Origin of the sequence: Shewanella septentrionalis, assembly GCF_025370265.1 — a bacterium.
GTDB lineage: Bacteria > Pseudomonadota > Gammaproteobacteria > Enterobacterales > Shewanellaceae > Shewanella > Shewanella hafniensis.
The window spans coordinates 1-20334 of record NZ_JAMTCC010000005.1 but is presented as its reverse complement, the minus strand read 5'-3'; the positions used below and the strand labels follow the sequence as shown (position 1 = coordinate 20334).

Sequence of the window (20334 nt, the reverse complement as noted above, 5' to 3'; positions counted from 1 at the left end):
AACTATGACTGACGAAAGCGAACTGAGTCCAAATACCAGCGAAAAAACCGTATCATCCGCGCCAAAAACGGCGAGTAAGAAGGCGCCAACTAAGCGTCAGGCCAAACCTAAAGCCGTTGAACCCTGTGAGCCCTGCGATGCTTTGCCCGCTTCTTTTGAGCGCCATTTACGTTATGGACTCAGCCGTGGCGAAGGTGTGAGCTGCGAATTATTTCAAGCGTTGGCCTATAGCGTCAAAGAGCAGATGCTAGACAATTGGCGTCAGACCCGTGTGGATGACAGCCATTTTCAGCGCAAGCAAGTGGCGTATTTATCCCTTGAGTTTTTGATGGGCAGGGCGCTGGGCAATGCACTGCTGAGTCTAGATTTACAGCAAGATAGCCGTGATGCCTTGAGCAACTATGCAGTATCGCTGGAAGAGTTAGAAGAAGCCGAACATGATGCCGGTTTAGGTAACGGCGGTTTAGGTCGATTGGCGGCGTGTTTCCTCGATAGTTGCGCCAGTATGGACTTATCCGTGACGGGTTATGGCATACGTTACGAATATGGCATGTTCGCCCAGAAGATAGTTGATGGTTATCAGGTTGAGCGTCCCGACCGTTGGCTGCGCGAAGGCAATCCGTGGGAAGTGCGCGTGCCGACCCACAACGTGACAGTGCCATTTTTTGGTCACACTGAATCCTATGTCGATAAACAGGGTCGTAGGCACATTATTTGGGTTGAAACCCAAGATGTGCTCGCCGTTGCCTATGACATGCCAGTTCCCGGTTATCGCAATGGTCGGGTGAATACCCTGAGATTGTGGAAGGCCGAAGCGACCGATGACTTTGATTTAGCTGAGTTTAACCAAGGCGACTATACAGAAGCCGTGGCCCGTAAAAACTTGGCCGAGCAGATCACTATGGTGCTCTATCCCAATGATGCGAGCGAGAACGGCAAAGAGCTGCGATTACGTCAGCAATACTTTTTATCCTCCGCCAGTTTGCAAGATTTGCTCAAACGTTGGGTGAGTCGTCATGGTCATGATTTCACCCAGTTTGCCGCTAAAAATGTGATGCAGCTGAACGACACTCACCCCAGCATTGCCGTACCTGAGTTGATGCGGTTATTGATCGACGAATACGGTTTGGAATGGGACAGTGCGTGGGCGATTACCAGCCAGACCATGGCGTACACTAACCATACCCTATTGCCAGAAGCACTAGAGCGTTGGCCCGTGCGCATGATGGCGCAGATGCTGCCGCGTATTTTAGAAATCATTTATGAAATCAACGCCCGCTACTTAGATTTAGTCGCCCACCACTGGCCGGGGGACGCTAGCAAACTGGCGAGTATGTCGATTATTCAAGATGGTCCTCATCCCCATGTGCGCATGGCATATCTGGCGATTGTGGCGAGTTTTTCGGTCAACGGCGTCGCGGGTTTACACACGCAACTGCTTAAATCTGGGTTGTTTAAGGATTTCTATGAGTTGTGGCCGCATAAGTTTAATAACCGCACCAATGGCGTGACGCCAAGGCGTTGGCTTGCCCATTGTAACCCTGCTTTAGCTAAGTTATTGACGGCCCATTTAGGTAAAGAATGGGTGACAGATTTGAGTCAGTTAACGGCGCTCAATGCTCTCACGCAGGACACGGCGTTTATCCAAAAATGGCGTGATGTGAAGCAAGCCAACAAGGCTTTGCTGGCGAAGATGATTGCTAAGGAATGTGGCGTCGAGTTCGATCCATCTATGCTGTTTGATGTGCAAGTGAAGCGTATTCACGAATATAAACGTCAACTGCTCAATATCTTACATGTGGTTCATCTCTATCATCAGATCCAACAAGGCCACACCGAAAACATGGTGCCACGTTGCGTGTTGATCGGCGGTAAAGCGGCGCCCGGTTACTTTATGGCTAAGTTGATCATCAAGCTCGCCAGCAATGTCGCCCACATGGTCAATTCCGATCCTTTAGTCACGCCTTACCTACGTTTTGCTTTCTTACCCAATTACAACGTCAGCGCCATGGAAAAAATCTGTCCGGGAACGGACTTATCCGAGCAAATTTCGACCGCGGGTAAAGAAGCATCGGGCACGGGCAATATGAAGTTCATGATGAACGGCGCACTGACGATTGGCACTATGGATGGCGCCAATATCGAGATGCTAGAGGAAGTAGGCTCAGAGAACTTCTTCCTGTTCGGACTCAATGCAGAGCAGGTCTCTGAGGTACGTAACCACTATCATCCACGCAGCATTATTGACGATTCACCGGCGTTATCTGAGGTGATGAAGTTACTCAAGAGTGGTCATTTCAATCTGCTGGAGCCGGGGATCTTCGATCCTATTATTGCCGCCATTGAAAGTAGCGACGATCAATGGATGACGGCCGCCGACTTTGACAGTTATCGAGTCGTGCAAGAAGCCGTGGCACGGGCCTATAAAGATCCGCAGGTTTGGACGCAAATGAGTATTCGCAATACCGCCGCCAGTGGACGTTTTTCGAGTGATGTGACGATCGCGGGTTATCGCGATGAAATTTGGAAACTGTAAGGGCTGGGCTCTGGGTTATAAGTCCTCTTGTTATAGCGGACGAGTATAAGGTTAAGTGTTTGAAAGGAATGCAGCAATCAATGGAAGGAATGGGGAATGCAAGTGAGAAATACTCAGGGGAATACGGCAGTTTCTGCCGTATCGAGAAGCCATTTATGGGCAATCAGTTTGCCGATTTCGGAGTAAGAGCCTATGTCTAATGTTCGTTATATCAGTAATTTAACTCGTGAAACCTATGCGTTGATTTTAGCTGGTGGGCGCGGGTCTCGCTTGCATGAACTCACGGATTGGCGTGCTAAACCGGCGCTGTATTTCGGTGGTAAGTTTCGTATTATCGATTTTCCGCTGTCTAACTGCATCAACTCAGGTATTCGCCGCGTGGGTGTGGTCACTCAGTACAAGTCGCATTCCTTGATCCGCCATGTAATGCGCGGTTGGGGCCATTTTAAGAAAGAGTTAGGCGAGTCGGTGGAGATTTTACCCGCCTCACAACGCTATTCGGAAAACTGGTATCAAGGCACTGCCGATGCGGTATTCCAAAACATCGACATCATTCGCCATGAGTTGCCTAAGTATGTGATGGTGCTGTCGGGCGATCACGTGTATCGCATGGATTATGCGGGGTTATTAGCCGCCCATGCCGAGTCGGGCGCAGATATGACAGTCTCATGCCTTGAAGTGCCGATTGCCGAAGCGGCGGGTTCGTTTGGGGTGATGGAAGTCGACGAAGAGATGCGCATTTTAGGCTTTGAAGAAAAGCCACTGCAACCTAAACATTCTCCGGGCAATTCAGAAATGTGTTTAGCATCTATGGGCAACTATGTGTTTAACACTGAGTTTTTGTTTGACCAGCTCAAGAAAGATGCCCTAAACGAAAGCTCAGATCGCGATTTTGGTAAGGATATTATTCCTGCGATCATCGAAAAACATAATGTGTTCGCCTATCCCTTTAAGAGCGCTTTCCCGAACGAGCAAGCCTATTGGCGCGATGTGGGGACGCTAGACTCTTTCTGGCAAGCGAATATGGAGCTGTTATCGCCCACGCCAGCACTGAATTTGTACGATGCCAAATGGCCAATTTGGACTTTCCAAGAACAATTGCCACCGGCTAAATTTGTGTTTGATGACGATGATAGACGCGGTATGGCGCTGGACTCGATTGTCTCGGGCGGTTGTATTATTTCGGGTGCGACAGTGCGCCGTAGCGTATTGTTTAACGAAGTACGTGTCTGTTCTTATTCGTTGGTTGAAGATTCAGTCGTGCTGCCCGATGTGGTCGTGCTGCGCCATTGCAAAATCAAGAATGCCATACTCGACCGTGGCTGCATTATTCCCGAAGGCATGGTGATAGGTTATAACCACGATCACGACCGAGCCAAAGGCTTTAGAGTGTCGGAAAAAGGCGTCACCTTAGTGACCCGTGACATGCTAGGTTTACCAGTGGGTTATGAATAACATTGCAATTCATCCTTTGAGTCGCCATGCATAATGAGCGCAAATGGCTTAGAAACGGGCTTAAGTTCGAGCTTTAAGTACACAGCTAAGTGCTTAGATTAAGTACTTAGATTAAGCTCTCAGATTAAGCCCTTAGATTTAGCGCTTAGGTACAGTCAGCTTATTAATAAGCCGCTGAAATGAAGTAGCGGGAGTATCCAATTAATTGAAACAACGCATTTTAATGGTCGCGGCTGAAAACGGTGCCCTTGCGGGCGCCAAGGTTGGCGGTATGGCGGATGTGATCCGTGACTTACCCGACGCTTTGGCGGGTGTGGATTTGTGCGCCGATGTGATTATGCCAAGCTATGGCTTTTTGACTGCGGTCGCGAATCAACCCCAAGATTTGGGTGAGTTAACCGTGGCCTTTGGCGGCCGATTGGAGCGGGTGCACGTGTTTGCCATGCCCCATCCTCAAGTGCCAGAGGCGATGATTTATCTGCTCGAACATGCATTATGGCAATCCGTTCCTGGGCAAATTTATAGCCAAGGCAGCGCCGAGCGTCCTTTTGCCGACGATGCAGCTAAGTTTGCTTTCCTCTGCGCGAGTGTCGCCACGGCATTAGCAACGGGCCGAGTGCCAATGCCAGCTGTGCTGCATTTACATGATTGGCATGCGGGCTGCTTAGCCATGCTTAGGGCGTTTGTGCCTGAGTTCAGTGCTCTCAAAGAAATTGAGTGTGTGTTCTCCATCCACAATTTGGCGCTGCAAGGGATACGTCCCCTAAGCCAAGACTCGTCCTCGTTTGCGGCTTGGTTTCCCGAGCTATTTGCGTCTTTAACACTGGGGCAAAAACAGCTGATCACCGATCCCCGTTATCCCCACTGCGTTAACCCAATGCGCATGGGGATAGTGCTGAGCGATAAAGTGCATTTAGTCTCACCCAGTTACGCCAAAGAAGTGTTGCAGCCGTCCAAACCAGAGGCGGGATTCTTTGGGGGCGAAGGGTTAGAACATGACTTACAGGTCAAGGCTAATGACGGCAAAGTGGTGGGGATTTTAAATGGCTGTGTATATTCGTCAGTATCGGATTTACCCGCTAAGCCACCTGCGCGTATTCAAGTACCCGAGTTCAAGCAATTGCTCAGTGCGATTGAGACTGCGTTAGTGCAATGGCAGGGACGTCAAACCCAAGTGAGCGGCGTAGATATGATTGCCTTTGCGCGCACACAAGCCCATTGGCGTCAAGCGATGGCGGAGCAAGTACCGAGTCTGTTACTCACTTCTGTGGGCCGTTTGACCGATCAAAAAGTATTGCTGCTGCGCCATCAATTGCCCTCGGGCTTATCTGTGCTTGAGACCTTACTTAACGCGTTGAAGCTAACAAAACCGACGGCGCTACTGATTTTACTCGGCAGCGGCGATGTATCGATTGCTAAGTCCTTCCAAGCGTTAGGAGCTAAATACGATAACCTATTATTTTTGCAGGGATATAACGAGGCGTTATCCGAGGCGCTGTATCAGCATGGCGATCTCTTCTTGATGCCAAGCTCCTTTGAGCCCTGTGGCATCAGCCAAATGCTCGCGATGCGCGCCGGACAGCCTTGCTTAGTGCATGGTGTGGGCGGATTGAAGGATACCGTTGAGGATGGCGTGACTGGTTTTGCTTTTAACGGCAATAGCTTAGACGAGCAAGCCGAAGCGTTTTTGCAAAGGTTGATGCAAGCCATTGCTTGTTTCGAGGGGAAAACATGGCCAAAGGTGCGTGCAGCAGCCATGGCACAGCGTTTTGACTGGCATTCCATTGCTGAACAATATCGTCAACAACTCTATTGCAAAGTGTGATGCAGCATATACAAAGTGTGATGTGGTAAAAGGAATTAGCGCATGATTTCTAAGTGATTCTGCTACACTAGTGAGGGGAATGTTAAAATTGTATCAAGCCCCCTCATTTATTGGAGTCGCTCCCTGAGTCATGGATAAAGGTATTCTCTTTCCGTTAGTGCAAAATGCGGCTTTGCTGCTGGCGTTGGTCTTTTTGTACGACGTGATCCCTAAAAAGCATCAGCGGCAGTATTTCTTGCTGTGGCGTATCATTATTGGGATGCTCATCGGTGGTATTGGTATCACCATCATGAGCACGCCTTGGATATATCAACCGGGCGTTTTTTTCGATACTCGCTCGGTTATCCTCTGTATTTCAGGCCTCTTTTTCGGTGGTTTGCCGACCTTTATTGCTGTGGTGATGACGGCGCTATATCGCATCAGTATTGGTGGCGCGGGGATGTGGATTGGCGTCGGCGTGATAGTGTCATCCGGGTTAATTGGGGTGATCTGGCGTCAATATCGTAAGTCTCTGTTAGCCAATATTTCAGGTGGAGAAATTTTTCTCTTTGCCTATACCGTTCATATCGTGATGTTGTTGTGGTTCGTATTTTTACCCAATGGCATCGGAATGCCCTTACTAGAACAAGTCACCCTACCTGTGCTCACCATTTTCCCCATTGCGACTTGGCTATTGAGCCGCTTGTTATCGCGACGTTTTGAATTAGAGCGTGATGAACAAATTCGTCTGCAGGACGATTTCCTGTTTCGCAGTCAATTTAACGCGGGCAATATTGGTATTGCAATAACGGGAATAGATAAAAAGTGGATAAAGGTGAATCCACGTTTATGTCAAATGCTCAAATATTCAGAAGCTGAATTGCTACGGATGACGTGGACGCAAATTACCCATCCCGATGATTTAGAAGCGGATGCGTCGAAATTTGAGCTTATGCTGCGGGGGGATATCGATAATTACGAGATGGATAAACGTTTTATCGTTAAAGACGGTAGCGTGGTTTACACCCATATGACAGTCGCCTGTAAGCGCGGTGGTAATCATGCCGTGCAGTTGGTGATTGCCGGATTTATTGATATCACCTCACAGGCCAGAGCTGATCAAGAGGTGCTCGCTAGCCGTGAACAACTCGAACTGGTGTTAAGCAGTAGCGATCTTGGGGTGTGGGATTGGGATATTCGTCATGATCGTATCGAACGTAACGCTCGCAGCGCCGATATTCTCGGCTGCGATGTGGATATGCTCAATGCCAACAGTCGCCAATGGATGGACGCAATTGTCGCCGAAGATAGGCCTAAAGTGCTGCATTCGATTGAGGCCCATATTCGCGGCGAAACGGCGCAGCATAAGATGGAATATCGTCTAAATACACTCAATCGCAAAGTGCGCTGGATTTTAGACACGGGCAAAGTGGTGAGCCGTGACGCCCATGATAATGCCCTGCGGATGTGCGGAACCTATACCGATATTACCGACGCAAAGCTTATCGAAGAATCGTTAAAATTGTCGGCGCTGGTATACGACAACAGCTCAGAAGCCATGAGTGTGCTCGATGAAAAGGGCGTGATCATTACCGTCAACGCCGCCTTTAGCGTGATGACCGGCTATCGTGAATTTGAAGTGCGGGATCAACATATTCGGTTGCTTTATTGTGACCTCAATGGTCGCGATTTTTACACTCAAATGAACAATGAGATCCGTGAAAAGGGCCAATGGCAAGGGGAAATGTGGCAGCGGCGCAAGAACGGCGAGGAATATGTCATCTGGTTAACCATCAATACCATCAATACCATCAATGACAAAGAAGGCCATCCCTATCGGCGGGTGGCGCTGTTTTCTGACATTACCGACAAGAAGCAAAATGAGCATCTTATCTGGAAGCAAGCCAACTACGATACGCTGACGGGCTTGCCCAATCGGCGCATGTTATTGGAGTATTTAAGCAGCGAAGTGAAAAACGCTGACCGCAATCGCAACCACTTTGCCTTATTGTTCTTGGACTTAGATTTCTTTAAAGAAGTGAATGACACCTTAGGCCATGCCATGGGCGATTTACTGCTGATAGAAACCGCGAGCCGCTTAAAATCCTGCGTGCGTGATGCCGACGTCGTAGCGCGCCTTGGCGGTGATGAATTTACTGTAGTGTTAAGTTCGATGGACGATCATAAGGGCATTGAGCGCGTTGCCGAGAATATTCTGCGGCGAATTGCCGAGCCCTATGTGTTAGGGGAAGAAACCGCTTACATCAGCGCCAGTATTGGGATCACTTTGTATCCCGATGATTCGACTAGTATTGAAGGACTGCTTAAGCATGCGGATCAGGCGATGTATGCGGCGAAAGATCAAGGGCGCAATCGTTTCAACTATTTCACCCCGTCGATGCAGGAATACGCCAAATACCGCATGCGCTTGATCCAAGATTTACGTCAAGCGGTCGCCAATAAAGAATTTGAACTGCATTATCAGCCAATTGTTGCCTTAGCGACGGGGGAAGTGACTAAGGCGGAGGCCTTGATCCGCTGGCACCATGCCGAGCGTGGCGCTGTGTCACCTGCCGAGTTTATTCCGGTGGCGGAAGACACTGGGCTGATTGTTGAAATTGGTAATTGGGTGTTTGAGCAAGCCGCGCGTCAAAGTGCGGCGTGGCGCCACGAGTTAGGGGTTGAAATCCAAATCAGCGTCAACAAATCCCCAATCCAATTTCGCGATGAAGGCACGCTGCTCAATGATTGGCTGAAGTTATTGCAAGATCTCAATATTACGGGCGCGGGCGTGTGCGTTGAAATTACCGAAGGCTTGTTATTGGACGCCAGTATGGGCGTGACCGAAAAACTACTGGCCTACCGAGATGCGGGCGTGCAAGTGTCGCTGGACGATTTTGGTACTGGCTACTCGTCACTCGCCTATCTGAAAAAGTTTGATATCGATTATCTTAAAATTGATCAATCTTTTACCCGCCATATTGATACCGATTCAAACGATCAAATTCTCTGTGAGGCGATTATCGTGATGGCCCACAAGCTGGGGATGAAGGTGATTGCCGAAGGTGTCGAAACCGAGGCGCAGCGCCAAGTGTTGTTGGCGGCAGGTTGTGACTATGGCCAAGGTTACTTGTTCTCAAGACCTGTGCCTGCGGGGGAATTTACCCAAAAATACCTGCAGGATCCGCCGTTAGTCTCCCGTGTCTGAGGGGATATTCACTGAGACATGATAATTGCCTATAAAAACGCCGCGGATTTTGCTAGACTCCGCGGCCCCGCGTTGGGGCATTGAGTATCACCTCGCATCAAAGTTTTACTACTTAGCTAAAGAGTCCCTATGAAATTTGAAACACTCGGTTTATCTTCTCCTATTTTGAATGCGATAACTGAGTGTGGCTATCAGCAACTCACTCAAGTGCAAGAGAAAGTGATCCCGCTTGCCTTTGAAGGCAAAGACATTATGGCCTGCGCCCAAACGGGTACAGGTAAGACGGCTTCCTTTGCTCTGCCTGTACTTGAAAAGCTGGCGGCTGAGTCTTTAACAAGCGACAGCAATGATAAACCGATTTTACGTGCGTTGGTGATGACTCCCACCCGTGAACTCGCGATTCAAGTCTGCGAAAATATCCAGAAATACAGCCAGTTCCTGCCACTGAAAACCTTAGCGGTTTACGGCGGCGCCAACATGAATCCCCAGCGTAAAGGGGTAGAGCAGGGCGTTGATATTTTGGTGGCAACCCCAGGTCGTCTATTCGATATTATCGGCCAATTCCAGTTAGATCTGTCGAGCGTCACGACCTTAGTGATCGACGAAGCCGACCGCATGTTAGACATGGGCTTTGTGCGCGACATTGAAAAAGTGAAACGCTTAATTGCGCCGCAGCATCAAACCATGTTGTTCTCTGCCACGTATAGCGATGCGGTGAAACAACTTGCCGAGAAAATGCTGAATGAACCTCAGTGGGTGAATGTTGCCGATACGACAACGGCTTCCACAGTAGTGCAGGAAGTGTATCGCGTTGATAAACGTCGTAAAGCCGAGCTGTTGTCAGAACTCGTTGGCCGCAACAATTGGCGCCAAGTACTGGTTTTTGCCAGCACGAAAGAAAGCGCAGAGCATTTATTGCAAGAATTAAAGCTTGATGGCATAGCCGCAGGCGTGTTCCATGGCGATAAAACTCAAGGCGCCCGTAATCGGGTGTTAGAAGAGTTTAAAGCCAGTAAATTACGTGTGCTGGTGGCAACCGATGTGGCTGCACGTGGGTTAGACATTCATGCCTTGCCTATGGTGATCAACCTTGAATTACCTTTCCTTGCCGAAGACTATATCCATCGTATTGGTCGTACAGGCCGAGCTGGATTAACCGGTCGCGCGATTTCGTTCGTGTCACCTTCTGACGATGAAATGCTCGCTGAAATTGAAGCCTTGATTGAGCAGAAACTGCCCGTGTCGGTACAACCGGGTTATGAAGAAGGCACGCCTTTGCCTGCCCGTTACCGTGATGCGCCCGCGGCACCGATTAAGCCGATTGGAAAGTGGAGCCATAAGGCGCCGCAGGATCGTACTATTGGTCAGTCTCGTCAGGGTAAGTACGCCAAAGGCAAAGCAGGTGGCGATAAATCATCTAGCCGTGCTAAGCCTGCGTCAGGCTCAGGTAAGCCGTTTAATGCGACTAAACCTAAGTCGAATTTGGTGAGCAATAAGTCAGGTTTTGGCTCTCGCACCAATAAGTCAAAATAAGTAAAATAAGCTAAGTAAAAATAAGCCAAGTCAAAATAAGTTAAGTCAAAATAATTTAAACCAGAATAAGCTAAGCCCAACAATCAAGGCTAATAAGCGCCAAGAGCCTGTCAGCCTTGCTGTTTAACGTTTGCTTAGTTGGTTAAATAGCCCCACCATTCTAAAAGCGCATCCTCACCGATGCGCTTTTTGTTGAGCTTCAAAGCCAATACTTCTACACTCGAGCGCCAAGCTTTCTATTCGAGCGAGTTTCCTTATGATTATCAAAGCGATTCCCACCAATATCATCACAGGTTTTTTAGGCGTAGGTAAAACCTCTCTGATTAAACAATTGCTGGCGACTAAACCCGCGGATGAGACTTGGGCTGTGCTGGTCAATGAGTTTGGTGAGGTTGGCATTGATGCGGGGTTACTGAACTCATCCGATAACGGCATACAAATTCGTGAGGTGGCGGGGGGCTGTATGTGCTGCGCAGCGGGCGTGCCGACGCAAGTGGCGATCAATCAGTTGATTGCGAAAGCAAAACCTGATCGCTTATTGATAGAACCTACTGGGCTTGGGCATCCTAATGAAATCATTAAAGTATTGAGTGCACCCCATTATCAGAATGTGATTTCACTGCGCAGTACTTTATGTTTGGTGGACGCGCGTAAAATCCACGATCCTCGCTATCGCGAACATGCAAACTTCATCCAACAGCTGCAAGTGGCCGATGTGATTATCGCGACTAAGTCGGATTTATATGACGCTGAAAATACTAAGTTACTCTATGAGTTACAGACCTATTTAAGTCATATCGAGCGCACTGATATTCCTGTTGTGAGCCACACTAACCAGCAACCTTTACCTAGCGCGCTGCTGGATTATTTAAACCAACCAAGGCGCGTGTCACTCAATATAAATGGGCATGCTAGCGTGGGCTTAAAGCTGGGCAGCCTACCGACGACAGCGCCAAGCCTGTTCCGCACGGGTGGTTCGCGTTTGAGTGAGCTAAGCCTTTTTGCCGAAGGCGCAATCGAAGTCGCTCTCGAATTCGATGCACGTGGCATAGTACGCAAGCAGAATCAAGGCGAAGGCTGTTTTAGCTGCGGCTGGGTGTTTGAACCAAGACAAGAGTTTGATTTCGATAAATTAATGGCGTTAATTCAGCGTTACACTCAGTCATCAGACGTCGGGCAAGTCTTGCTGAGGTTAAAGGCTGTAATGATCACCTCTGAGGGGATCGCTGGATTTAACTGGATTGATCATGAGTTTACTGTGGTTGAACTCGATGACACCTTAGATTCCAGACTTGAGATGATTACAGTGAATGACGTCGATTGGGACGAGATTGAGCTGCAGTTGCTCGCCTGTCTTTGTTAACGATTAACTGCTCACTGACTTTCCCATCGCCCTTTATTACACATGTGAGCATAGGTTAGGCGGGTGCTAATAAAGTTGCAGCGGTCGTACATGAAGGAACAGTCGTGCATGATCAGTCGCGCCGGCTCAGTAAGGCAAGGTTACGCGATATTTTTGGCCGAGTGTCGTAAAGGTGCCATTTTGGATCATCTCATCGAAAAAGCTGTCAAACCTATGTCTTAAGGGATCAAATTTCGCCTGTTTAGGAAATGCCATAAAACCATCTTGGACATCGATTATCGGCGTGATTGGGGTAATTGCCTTAGGGATTTTGATTTGGGCGAGCACAGCATCGGTATTACGGCTGTTTGTGGCGAGTAAATCTAAATCACCCCGAGAGAGGCGTTCTATCCCGCTTTTAATATCGACAAATTCATTGATGTTCAATGACTTAGTTTGTTCATTAAACGTCGGGCCATAACTCCAACCCTGCATCTTACCAATCCGTTGACCTTTAATGCTGGCATAGTCGCCATTCCAGATTATTTCATGGCCTACACGGGCATAGAACACCATGTTATCGCGGTAAAACGCTTTCGTCGCAAAAGCCAAGTTTGCTTCACGCTCTGGGGTATCGTAGGGACCAATAAGAATATCCGCTTGGCCACGTTCGACCATAGAAATGGCGCGGCGCCAAGGGGTAATTTGATAGTGAATGTTCACACTTTGCTGCTGGGCGAAGCGATTTAAAATATCGACACCTAAGCCGGTATATTCGCCATTAGGCTGTAGTTCGAAAATTTGGCTGAAGCTTGTACCCACGGCCAGCAGGTCTTTGGCCTGCGCAGTCAAGCAAAGGCTGCTGAGCGCCAAAAGGATGACTTGTGCAAAGGCTTTGCTGGGTATCATGGCATTCCTTGTGTGGTATGAATGCGGGAGCTTAAGGCTAGGTATCTCGCAAAGGTGGCGATACCATGATGAAATTCACTGAGATTAAGGTTAGCAAATTTTACCTTGATTGGGGCGCACGTTAACATTTTTATGTTTTGAGATAAACGTGAGATTAGTGAGAATCGTAAGGGTATTAAGCCGTTGATCTTCAATTGATACATCACCCTATCCCTCAGACCGTTTAATGATACCTAAAGGTGTCAATTTGTATCGCTTGCGGGTGAGGATGAAAAATGTATTTTAGCTATGCGTTTAAATCAGTTAAGGCCGAATAAATGGGATTGCGGTATGCTCTGCCACTAATTGATTGATTCGCCAACGCTAGGCGGCCTATTTGAGCGGGATGTTATGAAGCTGCAGGAAATAGATAAAACCTTGTACCGTAAAAACATGAATTTATTCATCGTAATTTTAGTTGTTAGCTTAGTCGTGCTGTCACTGATTTTTGGAGCTGGGTTGATTGCGCTGTTTGGTGCGACGCCTGTGCCGGGTGAGCCAACAGGTAATTTCCATTTGAATCTCTTAGGGGTGATTTTCAGTCTGGGTCTGTGTAGCGCAGTGATTTATAACTTGAAGGACAAACCCATCTTCAGCGAAATTTATTATGTGTGGCAATTAAAGCAGCTCCATAATCGTATCTATCGCAAGTTGATAAAGATTAAAGCCGCTGCGGCGCAAAATGATGTGAATGCTTTGATTATACTGCTGTTTTATTACACGAGTTTAAGGCAAGTGTATGAGCTCGATGACAATACCCTGACCTTGCCTGCGCTGACTCAAGATCTCAATCGTTTGAATGCACAAATCGAGAGCTTAGGTTTATTGCTATCGCCTGAACAATTTACGCCTGAGCTGCTGACGCGTCCTTTTTGATACTGATAAGGCAAGATGAAGATCGATCCTCACCTTGCCCTTATCTAGCCCTTATCTTGTCTTTATCGCCCTTACCCCGAATGAGGTTAGCGAGTCCCGCTTAGGCGGCTTGCTGGGCTCTTTGCAGTGTGAGTAACCACTTACCATAGATAAAAATCCCCACTGCTGAGATAGTCCCTATGGCGGCGATGATGTACCACGCCATGCCAATGTTATGGCTGTGGTACAGCAGTTGGGTAAGATCCTGGGCGCTTTCACCTGTGTAGCTCACCAAGGTAGTAAAGGCTTCACCTTGGGGAATGGCGCTAACCTCAGTGCTGTTCATGCCGCGCTCTAACAATAAATCCCTCGAAAACAATTCTTTCGATGCATAAATCTCATAGAGTTTAGGGCCAAAGTAGCCTTCTAATCCCCAGCCGATCCCTTGGGGTAACATCACAAAGCCCAAGTACATGGCTTTTTTACCTTCGGGCGCTATGTTGCCCATAAACTCATTTTTCTTCGGGCTAATCATCATTTCGCCAATGGAGAACATAGCAATTGCGAGCACGATAAACCAAGCCGCATGGAAGGCGCCGATAAACACAAAGGCCAAAATACTCAGCAAACAACCAACAAACATAGCAGTAGTGATGCGGTATTTAGCCGTCAGTGCGGCGACGATAAAACAGCTGGTCATGATCATGCCGGCATTAAGGTTGAGCATGCCTTCTGGCATCACCTTAGTGCCTTTGTTATTGAGGCCAAGCCAAAATTGCAGAATGCCGTTACTGGTGCCTTCGCTGCCAAAAAGGGATGTGACGATTACGCTGGTATCGACCCATTCGGAAATATGGATAGGCAACACATCGAATATGGCATTGTACAAGAACCAAAAGCCTGCAAATACCAACATGTAGTAGATCACAATCGGCTTTTTCAGCTCACGCCAAGCATCACGCCACAGGGCTTCTTGTTTGACTTCACCCGACTTGATTTGTTTATTACGCTCTAGTCGCTCGGCTTTGCCTGGTTCTGTATAGGTCAGTAAAAATAAGAAGTTGAGTGAGATAATCGCGGCGCAGGCGAAAAACACATTGTCCCACGACAATTGGCGCATATGTACGGCCACTAACGGCCCGAGGAAACCGCCAATGTTGACGACTTGGTAAAAAATGCCCCAAGCCATAGAGGTATTATTGCGATTAGTGGACAGCACTAAGGTGCCTTGAATGCCCGGTTTAAATATCCCAGTACCGATGGCGAGGAGTAATGCGCCAGCAAGAAAGCCCCAAAAACTGGGGAAGAATGCCATCACCAGATAGCCAAAGATTTTAATGATGGTGGAGCCAAAGATGGTTTCTTTGTAGCCGACGCGGTCAGACATGCCACCGGTGAACACTGGGACAAAGGTTTGCATGATCGCCCAGAGGGAAATAATAATGCCGTAGTCGCTTAGGCTGATCCCAAGGCCGCACGCAGACTCAGGCGCTTTAGCGTACAGTCCCGCACTGGCTTTGACGCCGTAGTAAGCGATACGCTCGACTAACTCCATCCCGCCGACCAGCCAAAACACATAACCTAAGCTAGTAATGGAGGCCCACATACCGAGCTGTTTGACTTCCCGCAGATCGTTGCCTGCATTTGGACTATTCTGACTCATGTCCTTCCCTTATTATTTTTATTGAATTTATTATCAATTAAACCATTAATTATCAATATCTTAAATTTTTATAGTTAATCATTTCATCTTGCTAAAATACGCGAATAGGCTTGCTTGAGCTGATACTTTACCTAATTCGGCCTTAAACACCAAAAAAGTAGCAAAAAATGATGAGTTAGCCTACATCTGTTATTGGACTGTGCTCGGTTTGTCATTTGACTGAAATTGGACTGTGTACACTTAAGTCATTGTGATGATTAATCTTTGTGGTTACATCTTCATACTTAACTTGCTTTGAGTTACGGCTGATTTTAGGTACAATCCATTGTCGCATTTTTGTTCACCCGATCATTTTTCTAAATAGATACGACTCTTGCCCCCTTTTTTGTGAGAAACGCTAATGACAGCAATAACATCTAATCATGCTCCTGCGGATATGAGCCTGCTCGAGGAGCCGATTGCGAAGCTTTTTTGGCGCTATACCATACCCACCATCGCCTCTATGTTGGTGACGGGCGTCTATGTGACGATTGATGGCATCTTCGTTGGCCACTATTTGGGTGAAACTGGGCTGGCGGGGATGATGTTAGCCTATCCAGTCGGCGCTATTTTGTATGCGATTGGCGCCATGATCGGCATGGGCAGCGCGGCATTAGTGTCGATCAATCTTGGTCAAGGCAATGTAGCTAAGGCCCGTAAATTGCTCGGTAATGCCTTTAGTTTGTGTTTATTGGCGGGAGCCATTTTTGCCCTCATTGGTGGGATATTCTCGCGGGATATTTTGATCGCCCTCGGGGCGCAGGGGGACATTCTCGAAAACGCCAACGAATATCTGTTCTGGTATTTTGCCCTGTGTCATTTCCCCATTATTTCAATGACCTTCACCACATTGCTGCGTAATGATGGTCGGCCATCCATGGTAACTTGGGTGCTGATCTTGGGCGGTGTATTAAATACTTTCTTAGATTGGCTGTTTATTGTGGTCTTCCCCTTTGGTTTAGCGGGCGCTGCGATTGCGACTATGATGTCGCAGGCGGTGACTGGGCTTTTGTGTTTGCAGCACTTTTTCAGTCCTCGCACTCAGCTGAAGATCAACCTTGAGCAGATGAAGCTCAAGCTCGACAATTGCTTGAACATAGCCCGTGTGGGTTTACCCAGCTTTTTGATGAACCTTTATTTGTCGATAGTGTTAACCCTGCACAACACAGCTTTTTTGTGGGTGGGCGGCCCCTTACATGTGGCAGCCTATGGCGTGGTGAGTTACACAGAAGCATTCTTCTATCTGATTTTTGAAGGTATTGCCCTCGGCACGCAGCCAATTTATAGCTTTAATGCGGGCGCTGGGCGTTTCGATCGAGTTAAGCAAGCACGTAATATCGCCTTTGGCATGACGCTGCTCACCGCAGCCTTGGGCTTAGCGCTGATTTATTCTCGCCCTGAATGGCTAGTGTATTTGTTTGCTGGCGATAATCAGAACCTAACGCCCGTGGCGATTGAAGGTATGCGCTGGTATTTCTGGGGCTTACCGATGGAAGGCTTAATCTTAGTCGGTGCGAGTTTCTTCCAAGCGATTAATTGCTCGAAACAAGCCTCTATGCTGACCGGCGCTAAACTTATCCTGATCGCGGCGATTATCTACTGCTTCGCTTGGATGTTCGGTGTGATTGGTGTGTGGGTATCGCTCGCAACCTGTAGCACTATTCTGACGATATGGATGTTCTACGCCATGAAGCGAGTCGAGGCTCGGCTGCAATAACTCTGTTTTGTTCCAGTCTTGTCTGTGCCTGCTTTTTGCGTGCGCTGATGATGAGGGAAGAGGGCAAAAGAAGGCAAAATAAGCGGCCAGACAAGCTGGAAGAACAGAACCAGAATAGCGGACATAAGTAGTTAGTTTTCCCTGAGTTTCATAATCGATTTTACAATTGATTTCACCATTAATTTCACGATTGTTTTCAGTATCGGGGCGATTCATGGCCCCGATTGCCATTCAACTGCTATCTTTCTGCGCCAAACATGACTTAGGGCTAGCGTGGGATGATGGCCTCTGATACATTTCGCTGGTTTAATCTGCTATCAAAAATGACGCCTTCAAGCGGGCGGTTTTTTCGAGGTCATAACCCTCAGAAAACCAGCTAGATTCGCTTTGACATTTGGGTCAGTTGATCGTCGATATAACTGGGTATTGAGCCGAATGACTCGCTCGTTGATTTTAGTAATTTATGTTTTATGAGGCCCTTATGCGCACCACTGCAGTCATTTCTATGCTGTTGCTTGGCGTGTTAACCACAGTTAATGCCAGTGCCAAAGAGAATGAGTTAGTGTTTGCCAGCGACTTTGAAGGCAATCGTTTATCTCAACCTTGGTCGTGGATCATGGGTTGTCAATTTGAAGGCGCTGAACCCCACAGTGGTGAAAGTGCGTTGTTATGTGCCGAAGGCAATAGCAGCATAGTCAGCAAGTATCCCATTTCTGAAGCGGGTCTATTGGAGTTTTGGGTTAAAACTCAAAATACTCAAACCCAGTATCGGATCAATGTATTAACCTCACCAGTATTAAAACTCGATGCCCAGTGGCAGCATGTTGCCTTAATCGATATCACTCCGGGTGCGAACGAATATTTAGCGCACAGAGTCTCTATCGACGATCCGAGCCGCCAGTATATTCGCCTCGACATTGAGTCCATTAATGGTCCCATCAGTCTTGATGATTTGAGCTTAGATAAAATTCGCCTCGATATGGCCCTGCAAAAAAATGAGCAGAAAATTATCGGCGGGATTTTAGATAAGCTTAAAGCTGACAAGAACTACGAAGTGCAGTCTGAGTCATTCCGCACCTTAGGCAAAAACTACGCCGCCCAGCTTGAGAGCCAAAGACAATACCTCGAATACTCGAATGCCATCTATTCCAGTATCACCTTTGTGTTGGCAACCTCTGAGCGCAACAAGATGTCTAACCCTATGGGATATAACACCTTTAGGTCGGTGCTATCCGACACTAAACGTGTGGCATCACCTATCCAGCAGGCACGCTTGGGTTCTATGGTGAAACCCTTTGGCGACTTAGCCACCGCGACCTTAAATGTGGTCAGTGCCGGTGCTTATTCCGCCTTTGCCGAACCCTTTAAATCATTCTTGGCCGCGACCTTCGATCGCTCCAACTATGACAACAGCGACTTGAGCCGTAGCGATAAAAAGTTTGCTGAAGAAAATGGCCTGAAAATTTATCAGCAGGCCGAACGCTTTATGTCTGAAATCGAAAAAGAGCTGCAACAAGTCACGGCACTAGACAATGATTTAGTCAGCATGCAGAAGAACTTAGATACGTTTCGTAAGGATCTCGATAAGCATCTACGCGGCTATTTGCAGCATGCCGGCATTGCCCGCACGCCTGAAAACTACAGCCGAGTGATGAGTAAAGACGAGCAAACCCGAGCACTTGTGATAACTGAGGCCAGTGCCAATATCAGCGCCAAAGCCGAAGCTTTATTGGCTTCGAATAGCAATGCTGAACTGGTGCAGTACATGATTAAAACCACTGAAAAAATTGATGAATTTCAAGAATTCAAGGAGCGTTTTAACCAGATCACTTCGGCCATGCTAACCTTCTACGACAAATTTGAGCGCTCAATTGCCACTGAGCAAAACCCCTTCACCGACCCAAGCGATCGTGCCGTATGGGAGCAACACGCCCAAAGCGCCCGTAATTACATTCGCCAGTCGAAGGAAGCGTTCACTAAAGCCTTTATGTAAAGGATTGTTGTAACAACATCGACTGAGCTTTTTTCACCGAAATGGCAGCGCAAATCTTTTTCGCTGCCATTTTTTATATCCTCATTTTGCCAAAGCGCTCGTTTAATAAGCCATTTTAATCTGAGCGTGTTGTGGGTAATCCTAAAGTGCATTATGTTGTCGATCTAGAATAGTTAGTTGTTTGGTTTTATCAGTGATGGAGTTGTTGACATGGAGTTTCAGGCTATCCCAATTATGCGGATTTTTGATGAAGATAAAGCCAAAGAGTTTTATCTTGGTTTTCTTGGCATGGAGTTAGATTGGGAACATCGTTTTGAAGAGGGTTACCCTATTTATATGCAAGTGTCGCTTGGCGATTTTGTTCTACACCTAAGTGAACATTCCGGTGACTGCACGCCTGGCAGTAAGGTTTTCGTTAATGTCAGCAACCTAGATAAACTTTTTACACAAATTACTGCAATGCCATACAAATATAATAAGCCAAGCATTGAAGAGGCAACTTGGGGGGCGAGGTGTTTCACTGTGACAGATCCATTTTCAAATAAGATATTGTTTAATGAATCATCGGATACATAACAAACAAATGTTGTCGCCAGCAAAAAGTGCCGGCTGCAACGTCAACCCGCCGCGCAGCTTTTCGTGCTAAATCTGGGCGTTAAATGTATGCATATCGAACGCACATTTTTCTATTACGAAAGAAGCCGTAAACAACAAGCCAAAGTGCTCGTTTTCAATATGCTATTTTTGCCGCTTATCCTTTGGCTTATTTGGATGTTGATTTCAAAAAATGAGCCTTTTTATGACGAATTCTTGTTTTATATAAAATATATTGTTGTTGGGTCAGAGCTTGTACTATTGTTGCTAGCAGCATGGTTACTTACTCATCCGGCAAAATTTTATATCAAGCTTACAAATTCTGAGTTGAGCTCATTTCATCCTACTTTTAAAGAATGGACGTTCAGCGTCAATCCGCAAGACATTATTGAAATTGAACACAGTACAGATATAGGCGCAAACGCTAGCCTCATTTCAGTGAAAATGAATAATGGTTCATCAGTTTTATTGAGTCCCAACTATCCATATAAGCGAAGCGAACTATACGATGCATTACGATTGGTTAATCCAAATATAAAAACGCCCAAGAACACTTGGTCGTTCCCTTATAAAAAGTAAATAATCAATTATTGACTGACCTGGCTTAAAAATGGGATCTCATGTCCTGCAACTCACTGTACCTTGCT

Annotated in this window: 13 protein-coding genes; 11 read left to right on the top strand and 2 right to left on the bottom strand. The window is 47.3% G+C overall.

The window, feature by feature from the left end:
• The first annotated feature begins 4 nt into the window (after window positions 1-4).
• From NE536_RS03855 to NE536_RS03830, 6 genes are all read left to right on the top strand, one after another.
• A complete protein-coding gene (locus NE536_RS03855; RefSeq protein ID WP_261271855.1) occupies window positions 5-2536 on the top strand; it encodes a glycogen/starch/alpha-glucan phosphorylase in 2532 nt (843 codons plus the stop codon).
• 192 nt (window positions 2537-2728) lie between these two features.
• Complete coding sequence (gene glgC / locus NE536_RS03850; RefSeq protein WP_261271854.1) at window positions 2729-3991, top strand: glucose-1-phosphate adenylyltransferase; 1263 nt, start codon at window positions 2729-2731, stop codon at window positions 3989-3991.
• Window positions 3992-4196: 205 nt separating this feature from the next.
• Window positions 4197-5816: a glycogen synthase gene (locus tag NE536_RS03845; RefSeq protein WP_261271853.1), complete on the top strand. Its 1620-nt coding sequence runs from the start codon at window positions 4197-4199 to the stop codon at window positions 5814-5816.
• Window positions 5817-5946: 130 nt separating this feature from the next.
• Entirely contained in the window at window positions 5947-9003 is a 3057-nt protein-coding gene (locus tag NE536_RS03840; RefSeq protein WP_261271852.1) for an EAL domain-containing protein, read from the top strand.
• Between the two features lie 129 nt (window positions 9004-9132).
• Window positions 9133-10536: a DEAD/DEAH box helicase gene (locus NE536_RS03835; RefSeq protein WP_261271851.1), complete on the top strand. Its 1404-nt coding sequence runs from the start codon at window positions 9133-9135 to the stop codon at window positions 10534-10536.
• Window positions 10537-10792: 256 nt separating this feature from the next.
• Window positions 10793-11899, top strand: coding sequence for a CobW family GTP-binding protein (locus NE536_RS03830; protein WP_261271850.1), 1107 nt, complete (start codon window positions 10793-10795; stop codon window positions 11897-11899).
• A 126-nt stretch (window positions 11900-12025) separates the two neighbouring features.
• Here the strand turns inward: NE536_RS03830 and NE536_RS03825 are convergent, their stop codons facing one another.
• Window positions 12026-12787 carry a substrate-binding periplasmic protein gene (locus tag NE536_RS03825; RefSeq protein WP_261271849.1) on the bottom strand — a complete coding sequence of 254 codons (762 nt, stop codon included), beginning with the start codon at window positions 12785-12787 and terminating at the stop codon, window positions 12026-12028.
• Between the two features lie 390 nt (window positions 12788-13177).
• Between NE536_RS03825 and NE536_RS03820 the strand changes: the two genes are divergently transcribed.
• On the top strand, window positions 13178-13702 hold the full coding sequence (locus tag NE536_RS03820; RefSeq protein ID WP_261271848.1) for a DUF3087 domain-containing protein: 525 nt from the start codon (window positions 13178-13180) through the stop codon (window positions 13700-13702).
• 100 nt (window positions 13703-13802) lie between these two features.
• Here NE536_RS03820 and NE536_RS03815 read toward each other — a convergent pair whose 3' ends face one another.
• Entirely contained in the window at window positions 13803-15344 is a 1542-nt protein-coding gene (locus NE536_RS03815) for an MFS transporter (RefSeq protein ID WP_261271847.1), read from the bottom strand.
• Between the two features lie 400 nt (window positions 15345-15744).
• Between NE536_RS03815 and NE536_RS03810 the strand changes: the two genes are divergently transcribed.
• The 4 genes from NE536_RS03810 to NE536_RS03795 all read left to right on the top strand — a co-directional run bounded on the left by NE536_RS03810 (window position 15745) and on the right by NE536_RS03795 (window position 20266).
• Window positions 15745-17100: an MATE family efflux transporter gene (locus tag NE536_RS03810; protein WP_261271846.1), complete on the top strand. Its 1356-nt coding sequence runs from the start codon at window positions 15745-15747 to the stop codon at window positions 17098-17100.
• A gap of 481 nt (window positions 17101-17581) precedes the next feature.
• Window positions 17582-19093 (top strand): BAR domain-like protein A BdpA, encoded by a 1512-nt coding sequence (bdpA, locus tag NE536_RS03805; RefSeq protein ID WP_006085141.1) that lies wholly within the window; start codon window positions 17582-17584, stop codon window positions 19091-19093.
• 210 nt (window positions 19094-19303) lie between these two features.
• Complete coding sequence (locus tag NE536_RS03800; protein ID WP_006085142.1) at window positions 19304-19669, top strand: glyoxalase superfamily protein; 366 nt, start codon at window positions 19304-19306, stop codon at window positions 19667-19669.
• Between the two features lie 87 nt (window positions 19670-19756).
• Window positions 19757-20266 carry a hypothetical protein gene (locus tag NE536_RS03795; RefSeq protein ID WP_071939135.1) on the top strand — a complete coding sequence of 170 codons (510 nt, stop codon included), beginning with the start codon at window positions 19757-19759 and terminating at the stop codon, window positions 20264-20266.
• Window positions 20267-20334 lie beyond the last annotated feature (68 nt).

Coding starts and splice junctions, on each gene's coding strand:
- bdpA (WP_006085141.1), top strand. CDS start 17,582: ATGCGCACCACTGCAGTCATTTCTATGCTGTTGCTTGGCGTGTTAACC.
- NE536_RS03795 (WP_071939135.1), top strand. CDS start 19,757: ATGCATATCGAACGCACATTTTTCTATTACGAAAGAAGCCGTAAACAA.
- NE536_RS03815 (WP_261271847.1), bottom strand. CDS start 15,344: ATGAGTCAGAATAGTCCAAATGCAGGCAACGATCTGCGGGAAGTCAAA.
- NE536_RS03820 (WP_261271848.1), top strand. CDS start 13,178: ATGAAGCTGCAGGAAATAGATAAAACCTTGTACCGTAAAAACATGAAT.
- NE536_RS03840 (WP_261271852.1), top strand. CDS start 5,947: ATGGATAAAGGTATTCTCTTTCCGTTAGTGCAAAATGCGGCTTTGCTG.
- NE536_RS03810 (WP_261271846.1), top strand. CDS start 15,745: ATGACAGCAATAACATCTAATCATGCTCCTGCGGATATGAGCCTGCTC.
- NE536_RS03855 (WP_261271855.1), top strand. CDS start 5: ATGACTGACGAAAGCGAACTGAGTCCAAATACCAGCGAAAAAACCGTA.
- glgC (WP_261271854.1), top strand. CDS start 2,729: ATGTCTAATGTTCGTTATATCAGTAATTTAACTCGTGAAACCTATGCG.
- NE536_RS03830 (WP_261271850.1), top strand. CDS start 10,793: ATGATTATCAAAGCGATTCCCACCAATATCATCACAGGTTTTTTAGGC.
- NE536_RS03800 (WP_006085142.1), top strand. CDS start 19,304: ATGGAGTTTCAGGCTATCCCAATTATGCGGATTTTTGATGAAGATAAA.
- NE536_RS03835 (WP_261271851.1), top strand. CDS start 9,133: ATGAAATTTGAAACACTCGGTTTATCTTCTCCTATTTTGAATGCGATA.
- NE536_RS03825 (WP_261271849.1), bottom strand. CDS start 12,787: ATGATACCCAGCAAAGCCTTTGCACAAGTCATCCTTTTGGCGCTCAGC.